A 19,294-nucleotide genomic window follows, 5' to 3' on the forward strand; every position below is an offset into this window, starting at 1 on the left:
GGGGTTAAGTAACGCCAGCGCATAGAGTCGAGGCACGGGACTATGCCGGGATCAGGCGGCGTAGGTCGTGCAGGGTGAGTTCGTGCCGTTGGACAATATGTCGTTGGAACTCCGTTCCCGCACGGCCATCGCCGAATAGGCGGACATGACCGGCGTGCCGAAAAAGGCCGCAGAGATGAGCGGTCGATAGGTATAATAGACTTCGACGAAGATCATCTCGCTATCCTTGGACGCGGCGATCGGACGGTCGCCCGGTCCCATGCCTGCTGCTCCGATATTCGCATTTTCAGTCGTAGCGAAAGGCGATGATTTGACCAGAGTGCCTGTGCAACGCTGCCAGCGGAGTTTCTGGTTCACGACGTTGCCGGAGGCGTCGAGCACCGGGGCTATGCTGGACACGATGACCCGCCCCCTGTTGCGCAGGTCGATGCTATCGCTCAGTATCTTCATCCCGCCCAGCGCGTCGGTCACGTCACCATTGGATATGCTCAGGCGGATGCGGGAAATACTGTCCGCGCTGAGCGTCGCGATGTCACCCAGCTTCTGCGAGGTATAGGCCATGTTCGCCGCTTCCGCCCCATACATGGTGAGACCCACGAGGATTGGCAGGGAAAGCGCGAATTCGACCGCCGCCACGCCCGCCATGTGGCGACCGAGCGCGCGCAGCCCCCTGTGCGATCGTGTCGGGGATGCCATGCTCATGCCTTGCACTTGGGGGTCAGGGTCGATTGCAGCTCATAGGGCTGGCGACGGGTCATGGTGGTCGCCGTCAGCGTGGCCGTATTGCCGACCCCGATGAAGCGATAGAGCGGCAGGATGCGGTTATAGGTGACGACGGTGTTGTAGCGCACGATGTCGTCCGCGCCGCCGATGCCCGTCCGGCCTGCCGTCACGACATTACGGGTGCCGTCATCATCGACATCTTCCCAGCAATCGCCGCTGTCGAGGATATTGTTGTTGTTGCTATCCTTGGTCAGCCGTTCCAGCGCGTTGATCTGGCTATATTGAAAAAAGCTGCCCTTGGTCGTCTTCACCGTGGCGGTGGGGACGATACGCTTGACGGTATTTTCGATGTCGGTTTCCACGGCCGTGCTGTCGACGGTCTGCAACGTCGTCAGGCGCGTGGCGCGTTCCATCGCGCCCAACAGCACGGAGCGGACGTAAATCTGATAACCCATCTCCAGCCCGCCAAACAGGATCAGGCACAGCGGGAGCAGGATCAGCGCAAATTCGGGGATGGTGACACCGCGCTGATCCGACGCGATGGGAAGGGCGTGCCTCTTCATCACTGTGACAGCCTGAGCGAGCCGATATTTTCGCCGATGTCGTGGAACACATTGTTGAGGTCGGATGCATCGTCCGCCTTGAACGCAAATTCATTGGCGCCACCCGACGAGCAGTCGATCATATCCTGGCTGAGGTCCGATCCTGCGCCAAAGGACACGGTGTAGAGTTTGGTGCTGGCCATATTCTTGATGGCGGCACAGGTCAGTTGCCAGCGCGCAGTGTGGTTGGTGTTGGATGTCGCGATGGTCCCATCGGCGGCGATCCGCTTCCAGGTAAATTCCTGACCATAGGCGCCATAGCCCCTGTTGCCCGTATCCATCATGCCGTCGGTCATGAAGATGACGTAGCGGCTGATCGGGTAGGTGTTGTAGAGGGAGGGGTTGTCCGCCGACCAGTTGCCGGTACGAGACAACAGCCGCGCCGCCCACAACAGCCCGATGTCGAGATAGGTGCCGCCATTTGCAGCAAAGCCGCTATTCAGATTGAAATATGCGTTGAAATCAGTCGCCGTCATCTGTTGCAGTTCGCGCATCGCCTTGGGACAGGCATATTGGGCGGTGCCAACCTTGGCCGGGTCGGCGACGGTCCATTTGTTGGCCGTCAGACTGGGCACGGTGTCATATTTCAGGTCGTAGGCCGTTACCGGGATGGTGCTGGCCGTCGATGTGATCGTGTTGCTGGTGCCTTGCTCTTCGATGCAACCGTCCCATGTATTGGTCATCCAGTGGCTGTCATGCGCCAGGTTCGTGTTGGTCTTGTCAACGGAACAGGTCACATTGCCGTACCAATCCTGATAGCAGCTTGTTTCCTTGTAGGTGCCGGTCGTGTTGAACCAGCCGGGCTGTCGGTCATAGAGCGTGGTGCCGGCGGTGCCTTTGCTCAGGCCAGCGTTGACCATCTGCGAGAAGGGGATGATCGCCCAGCGCACGCGCTTGCGCTTGCCCTGCTCGGTCATGTTGAACTGGCTTTCGATGGTCGCCATCTGGGTTTGCAGATTGGTCAGCGCCGTGCGCAACGCCTGCATGCGGGAGATATTGACGCTGTTTTTGTCCGTTTCTTCCTGAACATAGGTGACGGTCTTTCCGTCGACCGTCATCGTCTTGCCGCTTCGGTTATTATTGTTGATCCAGTTGCTGCAACTGGTGCCGTCGCGGCTGGGTTTGCAAGCCATCGAACCAGTGGTGTCGAGGACGAGGATGATGTCGATATTGCTGTAATCGTTACGCGCGCTGCACGTCGCGGCGACCGAGATCGTTCTCTTGCCGAACATGCCCATGATGACGGTCGGCACCGTCGTCGTGATGGTCAGGTCGATCTGATCGTTCGTCCCCAGCGCAGGGACGATGTCCACGTCTTGCAGGGTCGAGCCGAGATAGTTGTTGGGATAGTTGAACTTCACATATTTCCGGACTTCGCTGGTCACGGAGGTGGTGAGGATGCCATTTGTTCCCATGACCTTGCGCCCGGCAAGAACGCCCGCGTCGCAGGCCTGTTGCAGGCGCGTCTTGGCAAGGTAGCCACGACTGATGTCGAGGCCGCCACCGATCATCCCTGCCAACGGCACGAGTGCTGCAGCGACGATGCCAAGGACGTTGCCCGCCTGGTTTTTTGCCAGGCGCGTCAGAAAAGTACCAATCTGTCCGTTCACTTTGCCATATCGCCCGTTATGAGACCCTTGGCTCGTCCTTCACCCCGACTTTAGCGGAGGGGCAGCCTTTGTCCTCTTGTGGGGGGCGATGGTTAGGATGGGTGTTATGAACATGGTTAAATACGCACTAACCGACCAAAGTATGAAAGGCGGACGATGATAGTCAGCGATGAAACGGCATCGTCGGCCTTATCCACGATTCTGGTCGCGCATGCCGGGGGGCAGGCGGATCGGCATCGGGCGATCTGGGCTTATGATGCGCGGCTGGCGCGCGTTGCGCGCACGACGAGCGAGCGGGCGATCGGGCAGATGCGGCTGGCGTGGTGGAATGACGTCATTGCCGATGCTGCTGGTGTGAAAGGGCAGGGCGAGCCGGTCGTGGACGCTTTGCGGGACAGTGGCGGGATGGCTGCGCCGGGGCTGGTCTCCATGATCGATGGCTGGGAAGTGTTGGTGGTGGACCCCGAGATCGACGCTGATGGGCTGCGCGATTATGCCGTGGGGCGGGGCGGGGGATTGTTTCGCGCTCTGGCCGATAGCGATGATGCGCCGGACTGGTTGATGGCGTGCGGCGAGGTATGGGCGCTGTGGGATTTGTCCGGGCATGTGGGCGACGCTGGGCTGGCCGATGCGGCGGTGGATATGGCGCGGACAATATTGCCGCGGACCGACGGCGCGCGCTGGCCACGGGCATGGAAGCCGTTGCGGCTGGCATTCGGGCTGGCGCGGCATGATGTGTTGGCGGGGGTGAAGGCTCCGGCGGGATTGCCGCGTGGTCATGCTTTGCGGCTGTTGCGGCTTGGGTTGTTCGGGCGTTAGAGTGTAAAGGAGGGGAGCGGTTATGGGGCGATTGCTGGCGGGCGGGATGGCGGCGCTGTTGCTGGTCGCGGGCGGGCTGTTCTGGTGGCAGGGGAGGGCGGATAGCGGCCCGGCGCCGCAGCTTGCCTTTGCCACGCCCCCGCCGCCTGCGGTCGAGAGCCTGCCGGAGGGTGATCCCGATGCGGTGGGCGATGCGCCGCCCATGCCGGGGGAGGCCAGCCCGCAAAGTCGGGAGCAGAAGCGCTTTGCTCGCTATGACCGCAATAGGGACGGCGTGATCACGCGGGTCGAGATGATGGGCAGTCGGACCAAGGCGTTCAAGGCGTTGGACAAGGATGGCGATAATCTGTTGTCGTTCGAGGAGTGGGCGGTAGCGACGGCGGATCGTTTTGGCGCGGCGGATGCGGACAAGGATGGGAAGCTGACGCCGGGTGAGTTTGCGGCGACGGCGCCCAAGCGGGCGGCGAAGGCGAAGGCGAAGTGTAAATGCTGAGGTGAGCGAAGTGAAGGGACTTCGACTTCGCTCAGTCGGCCCCTTCGACAAGCTCAGGGCGAACGGAAGTGGTTTCCCCCAGCCATGCGCCCATCGATGCGCGGGCGCGGGCGGTGTAGGCTTCCTTGCGCTGCTTTTTCTTCACTGCGTCCAGCGTGGGGAAAAGGCCGAAATTGACGTTCATCGGCTGATAGTCTGCGCTCACGACATTGCCGGTGATATGGCCGAGCAGTGCCCCCAATGCGGTGTCGGCGGGCGGGGGTGTGAAGCTGTGGCCGAGCAGTTCGGCGGCAGCGAAGCGCCCGGCGAGCAGGCCGATGGCGGCGCTTTCGACATAGCCTTCGCACCCCGTCATCTGCCCGGCGAAGCGGATGTGCGGCGCAGATTTCAGGCGCAGCGTGGGGTCGAGCAGCTTGGGGCTTTGGATGAAGGTGTTGCGGTGCAGGCCGCCCAGCCGCGCGAACTCCGCCTGTTGCAGTCCGGGGATGGTGCGGAACAGCTCGACCTGTGCGCCATGTTTCAGCTTGGTCTGGAAACCGACCATGTTCCAGAGCGTGCCGCTGGCGTTATCCTGCCGCAACTGGACCACGGCATAGGGCCAGCGGCCTGTGCGCGGATCGTCCAGGCCCATGGGCTTCATCGGGCCGTGGCGCAGCGTTTCCGGGCCGCGTGAGGCCATCACCTCGATCGGCATACAGCCTTCGAAATAGGGGGTGTTGGCCTCCCACTCCTTGAACTCGGTCTTTTCGCCGTCGATCAGCCCCTGAACGAAGGTCTGATACTGGTCATTCGTCATCGGGCAGTTGATATAATCCTTCCCCTCGCCGCCCGCCGGGCCGATCTTGTCCCAGCGATTGGCCATCCAGCACTGGTCCATGTCGATGCTGTCGTGGTGGATGACGGGCGCGATCGCGTCGAAGAAAGCGAGATGTTCCATGCCCGCAGCCTGGCCGATGCTGGTCGCGAGCGCAGGGGCGGTCAGCGGGCCGGTGGCGACGATGGTCATCCCTTCGGTCGGCAGCGTGTCGATCCGTTCGCGGACCAGGGTGATGTTGGGATGGTCGGACAGGGCGCGGGTGACGCCGCCCGAAAAGACGGTGCGGTCCACCGCCAGCGCCGATCCGGCCGGCACCTTGGCCGGTTCCGCCTGCGCCATGATGAGCGAGCCGAGGCGGCGCATTTCCTGATGCAGCAGGCCCACGGCATTCTTGTCCGCGTCGTCGGAGCGAAAGCTGTTGGAGCAGACGAGTTCGGCGAGGCCATCGGTCTGATGCGCGGGGGTCATGTCGCCGCTTCCACGCATTTCAGACAGCCGCACGCGCACGCCCGCCTGCGCCAGTTGCCAAGCGGCTTCGGACCCGGCGAGACCGCCGCCGATGATGTGGACCTGATGATTGGACATGGTGCGTGTGACTTCGCTCGTTTTCGGTGGGCTGTGGGTGTTCGGGACGAGCGCTATAGCCGATGGGGGGCGTGTAGGACAGGGTGCGAAAACTGCGAAGTTCACAGTGTCGCAGAGTTTTATTTTGCTAGGTCGGGGGTTTGCAGAGGGGACTTCGCAATAGGAGAATTTTTGCGAAGTTGGATTCGAGATCAGCCACCTTGGAGCATTTTAAATCGTCTCGCCCGCTGGACTAATGCCGACTAACGATATTACATTGGCGTTTCATTGATTTACTGGGGGGCGGTGCTGTGGATTTAGGAACGAGGATACTGGAACTCCAGAAGCGGACGATCGAGCACCGGGAAGTGCTGTTGACAGAGGAAGCCGCAAAAACTGCACTCGTGATGCCATTCCTGCAATCTCTTGGTTATGACGTGTTTAATCCAAGTGAGGTCGTGCCTGAGTTTACCGCTGACGTTGGAACAAAAAAAGGTGAGAAGGTCGATTACGCCATCTGTAACGGTGGAAAGGTAACTATCCTCATAGAGTGTAAGCCTTCGACTGCGGAACTAAATATCAATCATGCTGCTCAGTTGTTTAGATATTTCAGTGTTACAGATGCACGTCTTGCGGTGTTGACGAATGGAGTAAAATATCAGTTTTACTCTGACGTCGAAAAGCCGAACAAAATGGATGATAAGCCATTTTTCACTTTCAGCATGGACGCCATAAAGGCGACAGACATTAAGACGCTCGAAAAGTTCGGGAAATCAGGCTTTGATATCGACAAGATCGTACAAGAAGCCGGCAATCTTAAGATTCAATCGCTGCTGCGAAAGGAAATCGAAAAGGAATTTGCTGAACCTTCCGAGGATTTTGTACGGATGATGGCTGCGCGGGTTCACGACGGGCGTCTGACACCCGCCGTAAAAGAAAATTTTGGACGCATGCTTGGAGCAACTATCGGGCAGATTATCCGTGATCTCGTCACCGATCGGCTATCGAATGCATTAAATGCTTCCGCTCCAGCGCCTTTGGATGACATCGGCGACAATACGCTCGAACCTGTTGAAGATGGCGTCGTTACTACGCAGGAGGAAGTATCGGGCTTCCATATCGTCCAAGCCATCGCATCTAAGCTGGTCGATCCAAAGCGGATTATCATCAGGGACGCGAAATCTTATTGCGCGATATTGCTTGATGACAATAACCGTAAGACAGTTGCAAGAATGCATTTCAACGGTATCACCACAAAATATTTTGGGACATTCAGCGGCAAAGACGAGCAGCGAAATTTGATTTCTGACCTAACCCATATTTATCAATTCGCGCCACAAATTGAGGCACGCCTTCGCGAACTGGACGATAATATTCCGATATAGATAGATGTGAGGAGGGTCTCGTGAGCGGACTTGTGCGACGCCTCTCCGAATTGCATCAAACCGCCTCCTCAAACCGACGCACAACCGGCTGCGCGTGCTGGCGCGCGCGCCAGAGGTCGTAGTTGGCCTGCATGGCGAGCCAGGCGCGGGCTGTGCTGGTGCCTGCCTGCTCTAGCCGTAATGCGAGGTCGGGGCTGATGGCGGCCTTGCCGTTCAGCACGCGCGACAGGGCGACGCGCGACATGGCGAGGCGACTGGCCGCTTCGGTCACGGACAGGTTGAGCGCGGTGATGACTTCATCGCGGAGCAGTTCGCCGGGGTGGGGGGGATTGTGCATCATCATGATCGCCTCAATGATAGTCCTGATAATCGACGAGTTCGGCGTCGGTGCCGACGAAGCGGAAGGTGATGCGCCAGTTGCCGTTGACCCAGACCGACCAGTGGCCTTTCAGATCGCCCTTCAACGGGTGTAGTTTGAAGGACGGTAGGTTCATATCCTCAGGCCCCGCTGCCACGTCGAGCAAGCCAAGGATGTTTCGGATTTTCTTCACATGGGACGCCTGAATACCCCGTGTCGTGCCGGAGGTATAAAAGGCTTCAAGCCCCTTGTGCCGAAATCCGATTATCATGCGCCACTGTATCGCGTATCGTTACGCGATGCAAGTCTTGAGGCTTCGGGTCGCCCTCACGCCGCCGCCAATTCCCCATCCCCATAATAAGCCGCCTCGTCCAATATCCCTTCGCGCTTGGCGACGATGGTGGCGACCAGTACCTGGCCTGCGACGTTTACCGCCGTGCGACCCATGTCGAGGATGGGGTCGATGGCGAGGAGCAGGCCAGCGCCTTCCAGTGGCAGGCCCAGCGTCGAGAGGGTGAGGGTGAGCATAACGATCGCGCCGGTCAGGCCTGCGGTGGCGGCCGATCCTATGACCGATACGAACACGATCAGCACATAGTCGATGAAGTGCAGCGGGATGCCGTAGAAGCCTGCGACGAAGATGGCGGCTAGGGCCGGGTAGATGGAGGCGCAGCCGTCCATTTTGGTAGTGGAGGCCAAGGGAATCGCGAAGGCGGCATAGCCTGTTTCCACGCCCATGCGCTGCGTCACGGCTTCGGTGACGGGCAGGGTGCCGACCGAGGAGCGGGAGACGAAGCCAAGCTGGATCGCGGGCCATGCCTTGGCGAAGAAGGGGCCGGGTTTGAGGCCATTGGCGATGAGCAGCAGCGGATAGACGACCAGCAGCACGAGCGCGAGGCCGAGATAAATGGCGGCGGTGAAGGTGCCAAGCTGGGCCAGCGCGCTCCAGCCATAGGTGGCGATGGCGGTGCCGATCAGCGCGGCGGACCCGATCGGCGTCAGGCGGATGACCCAGCCCAGGATCGCGCGCACGACGGCGAGCAGCGAGCGGACGAAAGCGAGGAAGGGTTCGGCCTTGTCACCCACTTTCAGCGTCGCGAGGCCGACCGCGATCGAGATGACGAGCAGTTGCAGGACGTTGAACGACACGGTGGTGCTGGCCGTGCCATCAGCGGCCACATTGGTGCTGCCTGACAGCGCAAGGCTGTTGCCGGGGACCAGCCCTTTGAGGAAATCGAGCCAGCCGCCGACTGAATCGGGCTGCGCGACGGGGAGGGCGGCGGCGCCGATGCCGACGCCGGGCTGGACGACGACGCCGATGGTGATGCCGATGGCGACGGCGATCAGCGCGGTGAGGGCGAACCAGAGCAGCGTCTGTCCGGCGAGGCGGGCTGCGTTGTCGAGTGCGCGCAGGTTGGCGATCGACGCGACGATGGCGGCGAACACGAGCGGTGGCACGATGGCCTTGAGCAGCGAGACGAAGATGGAGCCGACTGTCTTGAGCGCGGTGGCCAGCCAGTTGAGGTCGCCATCCGGCCCCGCGCCCATCGACCGGGCGACGAGGCCCAGCGCGAGGCCGACGACCATGCCGACCAGAACCTGAAATCCGAAGCTGCGATAGTGGAGGGTCATGGGCGGCATCCTTTGGGCGATGGGCGCAAAGATAGGAGCGGTTGAGGCGATTGCGCGCAAGATATTCTTTCAAGGGGGTGCGACGCGGATGAGGTCGTCCTCTTTCCACGCCATTGGCTCAAACGCATTGGCCTGCCCGATCCGCTATGCCACCATGGGGACCGGATCGATTTCAAGGTGAGATGATATGCGGTTGCGGCGCGTGGTGATGGGTGTGTCGGGCGTGGTGCTGGCGTGGCCGCTGGGGGTGATGGCGGCTGCGGATGCGGGCGTGGCCAAGGATATATTGATGCGATCGGTCGCGTTTCGCACGGTGGAGGGGGCGGGGCAGGTGCCTAAGCTCGCGGCCTATTATGCGTCTGTGCTGAAGGCGGCGGGCTTTGCCGACGGGGATGTCGTCATTACGCCGATGGGCGAGACGGCGACGCTGGCCGCGACGATCCGGGGAAGCGATGCGACGCTCAAGCCGATGTTGATGATCGGGCATATGGATGTGGTGGTCGCCGACCGGGCGGACTGGACGCGTGATCCCTTTGTGCCGGTGGAGGAGGATGGCTATATTTTCGGGCGGGGCGCGGAGGATAATAAATATGACGTCGCGATGATGGTCGCGACGCTGGCGCAGTTGCGCAAGGAGGGATGGACGCCGCGCCGGACTGTCATACTGCTGCTGTCGGGGGACGAAGAGACGGCGATGGTGACGACCAAGGCGTTGGCCAGCCAGTATAAGGACGCCGAATTGCTGCTGAACGGAGATGGCGGCGGCGGGTTGCTGAATGAGGAGGGCAAGCCGGTATTGTATCAGTTGCAGGCGGGGGAGAAGACCTATGCCGATTTCGAGATCGGCTTTACCGATGCGGGTGGCCATTCGAGCGCGCCGACACCGGGCAACCCAATCTATCGGATGGCCAGGGCGATCGATGCGATTGCGGCCTATCAGTTCGCGCCGATGCGCAATGAACTGACAAAGGTGTCGCTGATGCTGTCGGCGGACCGGATCGGCGGGGATGTAGGCGCAGCGATGAAGCGCTATGCCCAGACGGGCGACGCGGCGGCGGCGGCTTTGCTGTCGGAGCGGCCAGAATTTGTCGGGCAGGTGCGCACGACCTGCGTCGCGACGATGGCGCAGGCGGGCCATGCGCTCAATGCCCTGCCGCAAAGCGCGAAGGTGAGCGTGAATTGCCGCATCTTTCCGGGCGTGTCGATCGAGGCGGTGAAGGCGGAACTGGTGAAGGTGGTGGCCGATCCGAGCGCGAGCGTGAAGACGCTGGGCGATCCGCTGGCGAGCGATGCGTCGCCTTTACGTGGGGACGTGATGGCAGCGGTGCGGGACGCGGTGACGGCGCGCGCGCCGGGGATCGCGGTGATGCCGGGCATGTCGGCGGGGGCGACGGACAGCCTCTATTTCCGGGCGCTGGGCGTGCCGAGCTATGGCGTGTCGAGCCTGTTCATGAAGGCGCAGGACGGATTTGCCCATGGGTTGAACGAGCGGGTGCCGGTGGCGGGCATTGCGGCGTCGCTGGAGCAGTGGGACGCGGTGGTGCGGGCTTTGGCGAAATAGGATAAACACACCATGTTCCCGCCTGCGCGGGAACATGGTGTGTTTTGCGGAGAGGTTTTACCCTCGCGCCGCTATCCCGTTCGCAGCCGAAAGCACGGCCTTGACCGAGGCGGTGGCGACGTCGCTGTCGGTGCCGATGCCGAAGATGGTGCGGCCATCGGGCGTGCGACATTCGACATAGGCGGCGGCGTTGACGTTCGTGCCTGCGCCGATGGCATGTTCGCTATAGTCCGCGATGTCGAGTTCGATGCCCAGTTCGTCGCGCAGCGCGGCCAGCACGGAGGACAAGAGGCCATTGCCGCGCCCGGAAATGGAGCGCTCACCGCCCTTATGCGCGATCTTGCCGGTGAAGATGCGGTCACCCGCTACGCCGCTTTCATGATAGTCGATCAGGGCATAGGCCTGGTCGCCAGTCAGGCGGTAATGGTCCTGAAACGCGGTCCAGATGTCGGCAGCGTTAAGTTCGCGGCTGGAACTGTCGGCGAAGGCCTGCACGACCTTGGAGAAGTCGGCCTGCATCCGTTTAGGCAGCTTGAAGCCCTTGTCCTGTTGCAAGACCCAGGCGACGCCGCCCTTGCCCGATTGCGAATTGACGCGGATGACCGCTTCGTAATCGCGGCCCAGATCCTTGGGATCGATCGGCAGATAGGGGACGTCCCATATCTGGTCGTTGCGCGCTTCCTGCGCGGCAAAGCCTTTTTTGATGGCGTCCTGATGGCTGCCGGAAAAGGCGGTGAACACCAGTTCGCCGGCATAGGGGTGGCGCGGGTGGACGGGCAACTGGTTGCAATATTCGACCGTCTGGATGACGTCGTCGATGTCGCTGAAGTCCAGTTGCGGGTTGATGCCCTGCGTATACATGTTGAGCGCGACGGTGACGATGTCGCAATTGCCGGTACGCTCGCCATTGCCGAACAGGCAGCCTTCGATCCGGTCCGCGCCCGCCATCAGGCCCAGTTCCGCAGCAGCGACGCCGGTGCCGCGATCATTGTGGGGATGCAGCGAAATGACGACGCTGTCGCGGCGCGAAATGTTGCGGCACATCCATTCGATCTGGTCGGCATAGATGTTGGGCGTCGCACATTCGACCGTCGCGGGCAGGTTCAGGATCAGTGGCTTTTCGGGCGTGGGTTGCAGGATGTCCATCACCGCTTCGCAACATTCCAGGCTGAAATCCAGTTCGGCGGTGGAGAATGTTTCGGGCGAATATTCGAAGAACCAGTCTGTGTCCGGCTGGGCCGCCGCATGGTCACGCAGCAGTTTGGCGGCGGTGACGGCGATGTCGCGGATTTCCGGGCGGCTCATCTGGAACACGATGTTGCGCCATGCGGGCGACACGGCGTTGTAGACATGGACGATGGCTTTGGGCGCACCACGCAGGGATTCAAAGGTGGTGGCGATCAGGTCGGCGCGGGCCTGCGTCAACACCTGCACCGTCACATCGTCGGGGATCGCGCCTTCGCGGACCAGCCCGGAAATGAAGTCGAACTCCGTTGCGCCAGCCGATGGGAAACCGACCTCGATCTCCTTGACGCCGACCTTGATCAGCAGGTCGAAGAAGCGGCGCTTCTTTTCCGCGTTCATCGGGTCGATCAGCGACTGGTTGCCGTCGCGCATGTCGGTGGACAGCCAGCGCGGCGGGGCGGTGATGACTTGGCTGGGCCACTGGCGGTTGGGCAGATCGATCTGCGGGAAGGCACGATATTTTTGCGAAGGGTCGGTCAGCATCATGGGATCAAACTACTCACTGCGACGGGGCGCTGCCCTTGGTAGGATGGGAAGGCGCTCCGGTATAACGACTTGACTGTTTTTGATGCCCTTAGGCGGATCGGTGCTGCCCATAGTCGAAGGGCAGCATAAAAACCACGCCTAAGGGCGTGTAAGTCGGTGCAGGGATAGGAGAGCGCGCTGCTGCATGATGGGGACGCCATAGCGGCTTGGGGGTGGGGGCGTCCAGTCGATTTTGTAAATTTGCTGGTCCCGGCCCCGTCATCCCCGTTTGCGCGGGAATGACGGGGTGGGGGGCAGGGCTGTCTTACTTGACGAAAGCAGCGATGATTTTCAGTTCGACGGCGTCGCCGACGACGGGGACGGCCATGGCCATGCCGAAATCGCTGCGCTTGATGGCGCCAGTGGCGACGAAGCCGATATTTTCCTTCTTGTTCATCGGATTTGCGCCTGCGCCGTAAAATTCCGCGTCCAGCGTGACAGGCTTGGTGATGCCTTTGATCGTCAGGTTGCCAGTGATTTCCGCACCAGTCTTGCCGTCAGGCTTTACGCTGGTCGATACGAAGGTCGCCTTGGGGAATTTGGCGGCATCGAAAAAGTCCGGCTTCATCAGATGTTCGTCGAGCGCGGGGATGCCGGTTTTCAGGTTGGCGACGGGAATGTCGATCGACACCTTCGACGCGGCGGGATTGGCCTTGTCCAGCGTCAGCGTGCCGGTGGGTTGTGCGATGACGCCCATATTGTTGGTGAAGCCCATATGGTCATAGGCGAACACGATCTGGGTGTGGGTCGGTTCGACGGTGTATGCGCCGCCGGTGACCTTAGCCACGTCCTTCGTGCCGGGTGCGGACATCGGTGCCTGCGCGATGAGGACGGTGCCGCCGGTCAGGGCGATCAGGGCAGCGGCGGGAATTAGAAATTGTTTCACAAGGACTCTCCAGAAACGATCAAGGGCGCTGCGACAATAGCAGCGCCCTTGATAAGTTCCAGAGCCGTAACGGGTAACGGATCGTTTCCGGTTAGGGTGGTGTCTCTTTAGAAGAATCCTCCCCTACAAGGGGAGGTGGCAGGACGAAGGCCTGACGGAGGGGTGTCTCCCTCTCGATAGGGGGACACCCCTCCACCACCAGCTTCGCTGGCGGTCCCCCTCCCCTTGCAGGGGAGGATTTTTTAGTTCTTTTCCTGATCCACCAGCTTGTTGGCGGCGATCCAGGGCATCATGGCGCGCAGCTTCGCGCCGGTTTCCTCGATCGGGTGACGCTTGGCGGCGATGCGGCTGGCCTTGAGTTCGGGCTGGCCAGCGCGGTTGTCGAGTACGAAGTCCTTGACGAAGCGGCCGGACTGGATGTCGGCCAGGACGCGCTTCATTTCCTTCTTGGTTTCTTCGGTGATGATGCGCGGGCCGGTCTTGATGTCGCCATATTCGGCGGTGTTCGAGATCGAATAGCGCATGTTGGCGATGCCGCCTTCATACATCAGATCGACAATCAGTTTGAGTTCGTGGAGGCACTCGAAATAGGCCATTTCAGGCGCATAGCCTGCCTCGACCAGCGTTTCGAAACCGGCCTGAACCAGCGCGGTCGCGCCGCCGCACAGCACGGCCTGCTCGCCGAACAGGTCGGTTTCGCATTCTTCGCGGAAATTGGTTTCGATGATGCCGCTGCGACCGCCGCCGACGCCGCTGGCGTAGGACAGGGCGATGTCATGAGCGTTGCCGGTCGAATCCTGATAGACCGCGATCAGGCAGGGGACGCCGCCGCCGCGCTGATATTCGGAACGGACGGTGTGGCCCGGACCCTTTGGCGCGATCATGATGACGTCGATGTCCTTGCGCGGCTCGATCAGGCCGAAATGCACGTTGAGGCCGTGCGCAAAGGCGAGCGCCGAGCCGGGGCGCAGGTTGGCGTGGATGTCGTCGGCGTAGATCGCGGCCTGATGTTCGTCGGGGGCGAGGATCATGAGCACGTCGGCCCAGGCGGCGGCTTCCGCATTGGGGAGCACCTTGAAGCCTGCGGCCTCGGCCTTCTTTGCGGACGCAGAATTGGCGCGGAGCGCAATGGCGACTTCGGCGACGCCGCTGTCGCGCAGGTTCTGCGCATGGGCATGACCCTGCGAACCATAGCCCAGAATCGCGACCTTCTTGCCCTTGATCAGGCCGATGTCTGCGTCGTGATCGTAATAAACCTTCATGATTATCTCTTCCCTCGAACGAATGTCCTCGCCCCGCCGGGGAGAGGGTATGAAATCTTGGCCTGGTAGCCGGGCCTAGATGAAGTTGGAGAGGGGTGCGTTGCGGGCGAACGCCGCTGCCCCCTCTCCCAGTTTCGACTAGGCAGCACGCTGCCAAGTCTGCGCATCCCTCTCCCCAGTGGGGAGAGGGGAATTGGTTAGACCTGCTCCTTACCCCGGATCAGGCCGACGACGCCGGTGCGGCCGACTTCGACCAGGCCGATCTGGCGCATCAGGCCGACAAAATTGTCGATCTTGTCGGTGGTGCCGGTGATTTCGAAGATGAAACTTTCGATCGTCGTGTCGACCACCTTGGCGCGAAAGACGTCGGCGAGGCGCAGCGCCTCGATCCTGTCTTCGCCCACGCCAGCGACCTTCACCAGCGCCAGTTCGCGCTCGACGAAGGGGCCGGATTCGGTGAGGTCAGTGACCTTATGCACCGGCACCAGCCGGTCGAGCTGCGCGATGATCTGGTCGATCACCTTGGGCGGGCCGTTGGTGACGATGGTGATGCGGCTGACGCCATGATCGGGCGTGATGTCCGCCACGGTCAGGCTGTCGATATTGTAACCGCGCGCGGTGAACAGGCCCGCGATGCGAGCCAATATCCCCGCTTCGTTCGAAACGGTCAGCGACAGGACGTGTCGCTGGCTGAGTTCTTCCTGGATATGCATCAGAGGCTTGTCCCGTCATCCGGTTGCGCGTGCCCGTCGTCATGCGGGGGACGCTGCGAAATCATGGCGGTAAAGGCGTAGTGCCAGCCGCCGTCCTGTCGATGTGCGAGCCGCACCGGGAAACCCGTCACCGCGTCGAACATCCGGGTCAGATGTTCGCCGACATAGCGTGGCCCCACGAGCAGGGTCGCGATATGCCGTTCGTTGGCGTCGATGGCATGATCGAGATGCACTTCCCATTCCTCATTGTCCGGGTCGGCATGATCCACGGTCCAGCCGGTGAGTTCGGCAGACCCGGAGGTCCGCTCGAAATCCCACGGTTCGGTGACGTGGATGCGCAGCTTGAGATGCTGGGTCACTTTTAAACCAGCGCCTTCGCCTCATCCGACATGATGCCTGCGATCTGTTTGGGATCGAGCAGCATGTCGGTGTGGGCCGCGCCCGATGGGATCATCGGGAAGCAGTTGGACAGTTTGGCCACGCGGCAATCCACGATGACCGGGCCGGGCGTGTCGATCATGGTGCGGATGCCGCTTTCCAGTTCATCCATCGTTTCGATGCGCAGCCCGGTCCAGCCATAGGCTTCGGCCAGCTTGACAAAATCAGGCAAGCTGTCGGAATAGCTGTTGGAATAGCGGCTTTCATAGGTCAGTTCCTGCCACTGGCGGACCATGCCCATATATTCATTGTTCAGGATGAACAGCTTCACCGGTGTGCGATACTGAGTGACGGTGCCCATTTCCTGGATGTTCATCTGCACCGAAGCATCGCCCGCGACGCAGATGACCAGACTGTCGGGATTGCCCATCTGCGCGCCGATGGCGGCGGGGAAACCATAGCCCATCGTGCCCAAACCGCCGGAGGTCAGCCATTTGTTGGGCGCATCGAAACCGAAATGCTGCGCCGCCCACATCTGATGCTGGCCGACTTCGGTGGTGATGATGACGTCGCTGGCGCTGCGCGTCGCCTTGTAGAGTTCGGCGATCGCGCGCTGGGGCATGATCTCGCTGCCCTGTTCGGCATAGCCAAGGCTCTTCTTCGCCCGCCAGCCGTCGATCTTCGCCCACCATGCGGACAGGTCGGCCGTTTCATGGCCACGCTGTTTCCACAGGGCGACCATGTCGCCCAGCGCACTGCCGACGTCAGCGACGATGGGAACATCGACGTCCACGATCTTGTTGATCGAGCTGCGGTCGATATCGATATGGATCTTGCGGCTGTTGGGCGCAAAGGCGTCGAGGCGGCCAGTGACGCGATCGTCGAAACGCGCGCCGACGCAGATGATGAGATCCGCCTCGTTCATCGCGAAATTGGCTTCATAGGTGCCGTGCATGCCCAGCATCCCCAGCCACTGATCGGAAGTGGCGGGAAATGCGCCAAGACCCATCAGGGTGGAGGTGACGGGCGCGCCGGTCAGCGCGGCGAGTTCACGCAGCAGGACGGACGCCTGCGGGCCGGAATTGATGACGCCGCCCCCGGTGTAGAAAACCGGGCGGTCGGCAGCGGCCAGCATTTCGACGGCTGCGTCGATCGCGGCGGCGTCCGCCTTGACCTGCGGACGATAGCTGGCGTGGACCTTGAGTTCCGGCTTGGCATAGGGCGCGGTGGCGATCTGGACATTTTTGGGAATGTCGATGACGACCGGGCCGGGGCGACCGGTGGTGGCGATATGGAACGCCTCATGAATGACCTCGGCCAGCTTGGCGGGAGTCTTCACCAGATAATTATGCTTGGTGCAGTGGCGCGTGATGCCGATCGTGTCGGCTTCCTGAAAGGCGTCGGTGCCGATCAGTTGCGTGGGCACCTGACCCGTGATGACGACCATCGGGATCGAATCCATCAGCGCGTCGGTGATGCCGGTGACGGCATTGGTCGCGCCAGGGCCGGACGTGACGAGGACGACGCCGGGCTTTCCGGTGGAACGGGCGTAGCCCTCCGCCATGTGAGTCGCGCCCTGTTCGTGGCGGACCAGCACATGTTTGATCGTGGGGTGATTGAAGAGCGCGTCATAAATGGGCAGCACCGCGCCGCCCGGATAGCCGAACACGACTTCGACGCCCAGATCCAGCAGGCATTCGACCAAAATGTCCGCGCCGCTCTTTTCGGCCACGATGCAATCCCTTCGTTATGATTCAGCCGCGTCCTGTGCGTCACACGACACGCATTGGCAAGGTGGACGCCACTAATGGACATAAAATGACGGGTCAAGAACTAATGTTGTAACTTAGTTGCTATTTCGGCAATGATTTTATCATCAATTTTCTGTCTCTCTCTCGGCCAGTCGGACGGCGGCTGGTTGGAGAACCAGGTATATTGGCGTTTGGCATATTGACGGGTGGCCAGAGCGCCGCGCTGGATCATGGCATCGCGGTCGATCTCCCCGGCCAGCCACGCGCGGATGGCGGGTACGCCGATGGCGCGCATGACGGGCAGGTCGGGGTGGAGGTTGCGGGTCAGCAGCGCTTCGACTTCTTCGACTGCGCCTGCGTCCAGCATATGGGTGAAACGGCGGTCGCAGCGGTCGAGCAGCCAGTCGCGTGGGGGGAGCAGGATGGTGGGAAGAAGGGTGATGCGATCGCAGATGCCGCCGCTCTTATGCCGTTGCCACTCTTTGAGCGGCTTGCCGGTGGAGCGCACGACTTCGAGTGCGCGCGCAACGCGGGTCGTGTCGGCGGGGGCGAGGCGGGCGGCGGCTTCGGGGTCTTCATGGGACAGGGCGGTGTGGGCCTGCGCCACGGGCATGGCGCGCACGGCGGCGCGGATGGCGGGGTCGATGTCGGGGACGGGGGCGATGCCGTCGAGCAGGGTGCGGATATAAAGGCCGGTGCCGCCGACGAGGATCGGCAGTTGGCCAGCGGCATGGGCAGTGTTGATCTTCGCCCGCGCCTCTGCTGCCCAGCGTGGGGCGGTGCAGGCTTGCGCTCCATCGACATGGCCGAACAGGTGGTGCGGCACGCTGTCCATTTCTGCTTCATTGGGGCGGGCGGACAGGATGGTCAGGTCGGCATAGACCTGACTGGCGTCGGCGTTGATGACCACGCCTCCGCACGCCTTTGCCAGTGCGACGGCGAGCGCGCTCTTGCCGCTGGCGGTCGGCCCGGCAATAAGCGCGACCCGTGGGCGGGATTCGTCCGGGCTGGTTTCGCCCGTTTCTGATGCAGGAGTGTTCATGTTCGTCGCGACCTTAGTGGCAAGTGGATCGATGGGGCAGGGGGATATTGCAGCGGCGCGCGATCGGCTGCGCGATGCAGGATGCCAACCGGGCGAGGGTATCTGGCTGGACGCGGACAAGGCGGCGGATATTGTCTTCGACGGTGATCCGGTTGCGGCCCGCGCGGCGCTGAACGGCGTAGGCGACAAGGTGGACGTGATCGTCCAGCCGATGGCTGGGCGCGAAAAGACGCTGCTGATCGCGGACATGGATTCCACGATGATTACGGTCGAGTGCATCGACGAACTGGCCGACTATGCCGGGATCAAGGCACAGATCGCTGAAATTACCGAGCGGGCGATGCGGGGCGAACTGGATTTCGAAGGGGCGCTGGACGAGCGGGTCGCGCTGCTGAAAGGACTGCCCGACAGCGCCATCGACCAGTGCCGCCAGGAACGGGTCGTCATCATGGGCGGCGCCAAGGCGCTGGTCCGCACGATGAAGGCGCGGGGTGCGCGAGCATTGTTGGTGTCGGGCGGCTTTACGCGCTTTACCGGGCCGGTCGCGGAAGAGATCGGCTTCGACGCAGCGGTCGCCAATGTGCTGGAGGTTGCCGACGGCGCGCTGTTGGGCACGGTGACGCGCCCGATCGTGGATGCGGCGCGCAAGCGGGCTGAACTGGAGGCGGCGATCGCTGGCGGGATCGACCGGACGCTGACGCTGGCGGTAGGCGATGGCGCGAACGACATTCCGATGATCGAGGGCGCAGGGCTGGGCGTTGCCTATCATGCCAAGCCCAAGACGCGCGCGGCTGCGGCGGCAGAGATCGTGCATGGCGACCTGTCCGTGCTGCTCTATGCGCAGGGGATTGCGTCGGCGGAGTGGATTAGGGGTTAAGGGCTGCGAAATTAAGCTATTTCCGTTCGCTTCGAGCGAAGTCGAGAAGCC

19 protein-coding genes are annotated in these 19,294 nt (G+C 61.8%); 5 read left to right on the forward strand and 14 right to left on the reverse strand.

Annotation, left to right across the window (positions count from 1 at the left end; translation table 11 throughout):
- Positions 1-51 precede the first annotated feature (51 nt).
- Genes WA070_RS11335 through WA070_RS11345 form a run of 3 tightly spaced genes read right to left on the reverse strand, consistent with a single transcriptional unit; the run spans position 52 to position 2,935 of the window.
- The gene (locus tag WA070_RS11335) at positions 52-696 is read right to left on the reverse strand and encodes a TadE/TadG family type IV pilus assembly protein (RefSeq protein WP_422634051.1); all 645 of its coding nucleotides are present in this window, start codon (positions 694-696) and stop codon (positions 52-54) included.
- Between the two features lie 2 nt (positions 697-698).
- Positions 699-1,286, reverse strand: coding sequence for a TadE/TadG family type IV pilus assembly protein (locus WA070_RS11340; RefSeq protein ID WP_422634052.1), 588 nt, complete (start codon positions 1,284-1,286; stop codon positions 699-701).
- The gene (locus WA070_RS11345) at positions 1,286-2,935 is read right to left on the reverse strand and encodes a TadE/TadG family type IV pilus assembly protein (RefSeq protein WP_422634053.1); all 1,650 of its coding nucleotides are present in this window, start codon (positions 2,933-2,935) and stop codon (positions 1,286-1,288) included. The genes WA070_RS11340 and WA070_RS11345 overlap by 1 nt, the downstream gene beginning before the upstream one ends.
- A 156-nt stretch (positions 2,936-3,091) precedes the next feature.
- Between WA070_RS11345 and WA070_RS11350 the strand changes: the two genes are divergently transcribed.
- Together WA070_RS11350 and WA070_RS11355 are read left to right on the forward strand one after the other, a co-directional pair.
- Positions 3,092-3,754 carry a hypothetical protein gene (locus tag WA070_RS11350; RefSeq protein WP_422634054.1) on the forward strand — a complete coding sequence of 221 codons (663 nt, stop codon included), beginning with the start codon at positions 3,092-3,094 and terminating at the stop codon, positions 3,752-3,754.
- Positions 3,755-3,776: 22 nt separating this feature from the next.
- Positions 3,777-4,247: an EF-hand domain-containing protein gene (locus tag WA070_RS11355; protein WP_422634055.1), complete on the forward strand. Its 471-nt coding sequence runs from the start codon at positions 3,777-3,779 to the stop codon at positions 4,245-4,247.
- A 31-nt stretch (positions 4,248-4,278) separates the two neighbouring features.
- Here WA070_RS11355 and trmFO read toward each other — a convergent pair whose 3' ends face one another.
- A complete protein-coding gene (gene trmFO, locus WA070_RS11360) occupies positions 4,279-5,649 on the reverse strand; it encodes a methylenetetrahydrofolate--tRNA-(uracil(54)-C(5))-methyltransferase (FADH(2)-oxidizing) TrmFO (protein ID WP_422634056.1) in 1,371 nt (456 codons plus the stop codon).
- 347 nt (positions 5,650-5,996) lie between these two features.
- Here trmFO and WA070_RS11365 point away from each other — a divergent pair, with 347 nt between their 5' ends.
- A complete protein-coding gene (locus WA070_RS11365; RefSeq protein ID WP_422634120.1) occupies positions 5,997-7,013 on the forward strand; it encodes a type I restriction endonuclease in 1,017 nt (338 codons plus the stop codon).
- Positions 7,014-7,068: 55 nt separating this feature from the next.
- On the opposite strand, the gene WA070_RS11370 is transcribed toward WA070_RS11365, so the two are convergent.
- Genes WA070_RS11370 through WA070_RS11380 form a run of 3 tightly spaced genes read right to left on the reverse strand, consistent with a single transcriptional unit; the run spans position 7,069 to position 9,003 of the window.
- Positions 7,069-7,356 carry a HigA family addiction module antitoxin gene (locus WA070_RS11370; RefSeq protein ID WP_422634057.1) on the reverse strand — a complete coding sequence of 96 codons (288 nt, stop codon included), beginning with the start codon at positions 7,354-7,356 and terminating at the stop codon, positions 7,069-7,071.
- A 7-nt stretch (positions 7,357-7,363) separates the two neighbouring features.
- A complete protein-coding gene (locus WA070_RS11375) occupies positions 7,364-7,642 on the reverse strand; it encodes a type II toxin-antitoxin system RelE/ParE family toxin (RefSeq protein ID WP_422634058.1) in 279 nt (92 codons plus the stop codon).
- 56 nt (positions 7,643-7,698) lie between these two features.
- The gene (locus tag WA070_RS11380) at positions 7,699-9,003 is read right to left on the reverse strand and encodes a dicarboxylate/amino acid:cation symporter (RefSeq protein ID WP_422634059.1); all 1,305 of its coding nucleotides are present in this window, start codon (positions 9,001-9,003) and stop codon (positions 7,699-7,701) included.
- A gap of 208 nt (positions 9,004-9,211) precedes the next feature.
- Here WA070_RS11380 and WA070_RS11385 point away from each other — a divergent pair, with 208 nt between their 5' ends.
- On the forward strand, positions 9,212-10,564 hold the full coding sequence (locus WA070_RS11385; protein WP_422634121.1) for a M20/M25/M40 family metallo-hydrolase: 1,353 nt from the start codon (positions 9,212-9,214) through the stop codon (positions 10,562-10,564).
- Between the two features lie 57 nt (positions 10,565-10,621).
- Here the strand turns inward: WA070_RS11385 and leuA are convergent, their stop codons facing one another.
- The 7 genes from leuA to miaA form a co-directional block, all read right to left on the reverse strand.
- Positions 10,622-12,295 (reverse strand): 2-isopropylmalate synthase, encoded by a 1,674-nt coding sequence (gene leuA, locus WA070_RS11390; RefSeq protein WP_422634060.1) that lies wholly within the window; start codon positions 12,293-12,295, stop codon positions 10,622-10,624.
- Positions 12,296-12,599: 304 nt separating this feature from the next.
- The gene (locus WA070_RS11395) at positions 12,600-13,220 is read right to left on the reverse strand and encodes a YceI family protein (RefSeq protein ID WP_422634061.1); all 621 of its coding nucleotides are present in this window, start codon (positions 13,218-13,220) and stop codon (positions 12,600-12,602) included.
- A 242-nt stretch (positions 13,221-13,462) separates the two neighbouring features.
- Positions 13,463-14,482 (reverse strand): ketol-acid reductoisomerase, encoded by a 1,020-nt coding sequence (ilvC, locus tag WA070_RS11400; RefSeq protein ID WP_422634062.1) that lies wholly within the window; start codon positions 14,480-14,482, stop codon positions 13,463-13,465.
- 197 nt (positions 14,483-14,679) lie between these two features.
- Complete coding sequence (ilvN, locus tag WA070_RS11405) at positions 14,680-15,195, reverse strand: acetolactate synthase small subunit (RefSeq protein ID WP_422634063.1); 516 nt, start codon at positions 15,193-15,195, stop codon at positions 14,680-14,682.
- Complete coding sequence (locus WA070_RS11410) at positions 15,195-15,554, reverse strand: hypothetical protein (RefSeq protein WP_422634064.1); 360 nt, start codon at positions 15,552-15,554, stop codon at positions 15,195-15,197. The genes ilvN and WA070_RS11410 overlap by 1 nt, the downstream gene beginning before the upstream one ends.
- A 2-nt stretch (positions 15,555-15,556) precedes the next feature.
- The gene (locus tag WA070_RS11415; protein WP_422634065.1) at positions 15,557-17,305 is read right to left on the reverse strand and encodes an acetolactate synthase 3 large subunit; all 1,749 of its coding nucleotides are present in this window, start codon (positions 17,303-17,305) and stop codon (positions 15,557-15,559) included.
- A 101-nt stretch (positions 17,306-17,406) separates the two neighbouring features.
- Positions 17,407-18,366, reverse strand: a complete 960-nt coding sequence (miaA, locus tag WA070_RS11420) for a tRNA (adenosine(37)-N6)-dimethylallyltransferase MiaA (RefSeq protein ID WP_422634066.1) — start codon at positions 18,364-18,366, stop codon at positions 17,407-17,409.
- On the opposite strand from miaA, the gene serB reads away from it, so the two are divergent.
- Positions 18,365-19,243 (forward strand): phosphoserine phosphatase SerB, encoded by an 879-nt coding sequence (gene serB / locus WA070_RS11425; protein ID WP_422634067.1) that lies wholly within the window; start codon positions 18,365-18,367, stop codon positions 19,241-19,243. The two genes, miaA and serB, sit on opposite strands and share 2 nt — an antisense overlap.
- Positions 19,244-19,294: the final 51 nt, after the last annotated feature.

Origin of the sequence: Sphingobium sp., assembly GCF_049304695.1 — a bacterium.
Taxonomy (GTDB): Bacteria; Pseudomonadota; Alphaproteobacteria; order Sphingomonadales; family Sphingomonadaceae; genus Sphingobium.

What these genes read in the sequence shown, in the direction of transcription:
- serB (WP_422634067.1), top strand. Translation starts at nt 18,365, where the DNA reads ATGTTCGTCGCGACCTTAGTGGCAAGTGGATCGATGGGGCAGGGGGAT.
- ilvN (WP_422634063.1), bottom strand. Translation starts at nt 15,195, where the DNA reads ATGCATATCCAGGAAGAACTCAGCCAGCGACACGTCCTGTCGCTGACC.
- WA070_RS11350 (WP_422634054.1), top strand. Translation starts at nt 3,092, where the DNA reads ATGATAGTCAGCGATGAAACGGCATCGTCGGCCTTATCCACGATTCTG.
- WA070_RS11335 (WP_422634051.1), bottom strand. Translation starts at nt 696, where the DNA reads ATGGCATCCCCGACACGATCGCACAGGGGGCTGCGCGCGCTCGGTCGC.
- WA070_RS11380 (WP_422634059.1), bottom strand. Translation starts at nt 9,003, where the DNA reads ATGACCCTCCACTATCGCAGCTTCGGATTTCAGGTTCTGGTCGGCATG.
- leuA (WP_422634060.1), bottom strand. Translation starts at nt 12,295, where the DNA reads ATGATGCTGACCGACCCTTCGCAAAAATATCGTGCCTTCCCGCAGATC.
- trmFO (WP_422634056.1), bottom strand. Translation starts at nt 5,649, where the DNA reads ATGTCCAATCATCAGGTCCACATCATCGGCGGCGGTCTCGCCGGGTCC.
- WA070_RS11370 (WP_422634057.1), bottom strand. Translation starts at nt 7,356, where the DNA reads ATGATGATGCACAATCCCCCCCACCCCGGCGAACTGCTCCGCGATGAA.
- WA070_RS11375 (WP_422634058.1), bottom strand. Translation starts at nt 7,642, where the DNA reads ATGATAATCGGATTTCGGCACAAGGGGCTTGAAGCCTTTTATACCTCC.
- miaA (WP_422634066.1), bottom strand. Translation starts at nt 18,366, where the DNA reads ATGAACACTCCTGCATCAGAAACGGGCGAAACCAGCCCGGACGAATCC.
- WA070_RS11340 (WP_422634052.1), bottom strand. Translation starts at nt 1,286, where the DNA reads ATGAAGAGGCACGCCCTTCCCATCGCGTCGGATCAGCGCGGTGTCACC.
- WA070_RS11385 (WP_422634121.1), top strand. Translation starts at nt 9,212, where the DNA reads ATGGGTGTGTCGGGCGTGGTGCTGGCGTGGCCGCTGGGGGTGATGGCG.
- ilvC (WP_422634062.1), bottom strand. Translation starts at nt 14,482, where the DNA reads ATGAAGGTTTATTACGATCACGACGCAGACATCGGCCTGATCAAGGGC.
- WA070_RS11355 (WP_422634055.1), top strand. Translation starts at nt 3,777, where the DNA reads ATGGGGCGATTGCTGGCGGGCGGGATGGCGGCGCTGTTGCTGGTCGCG.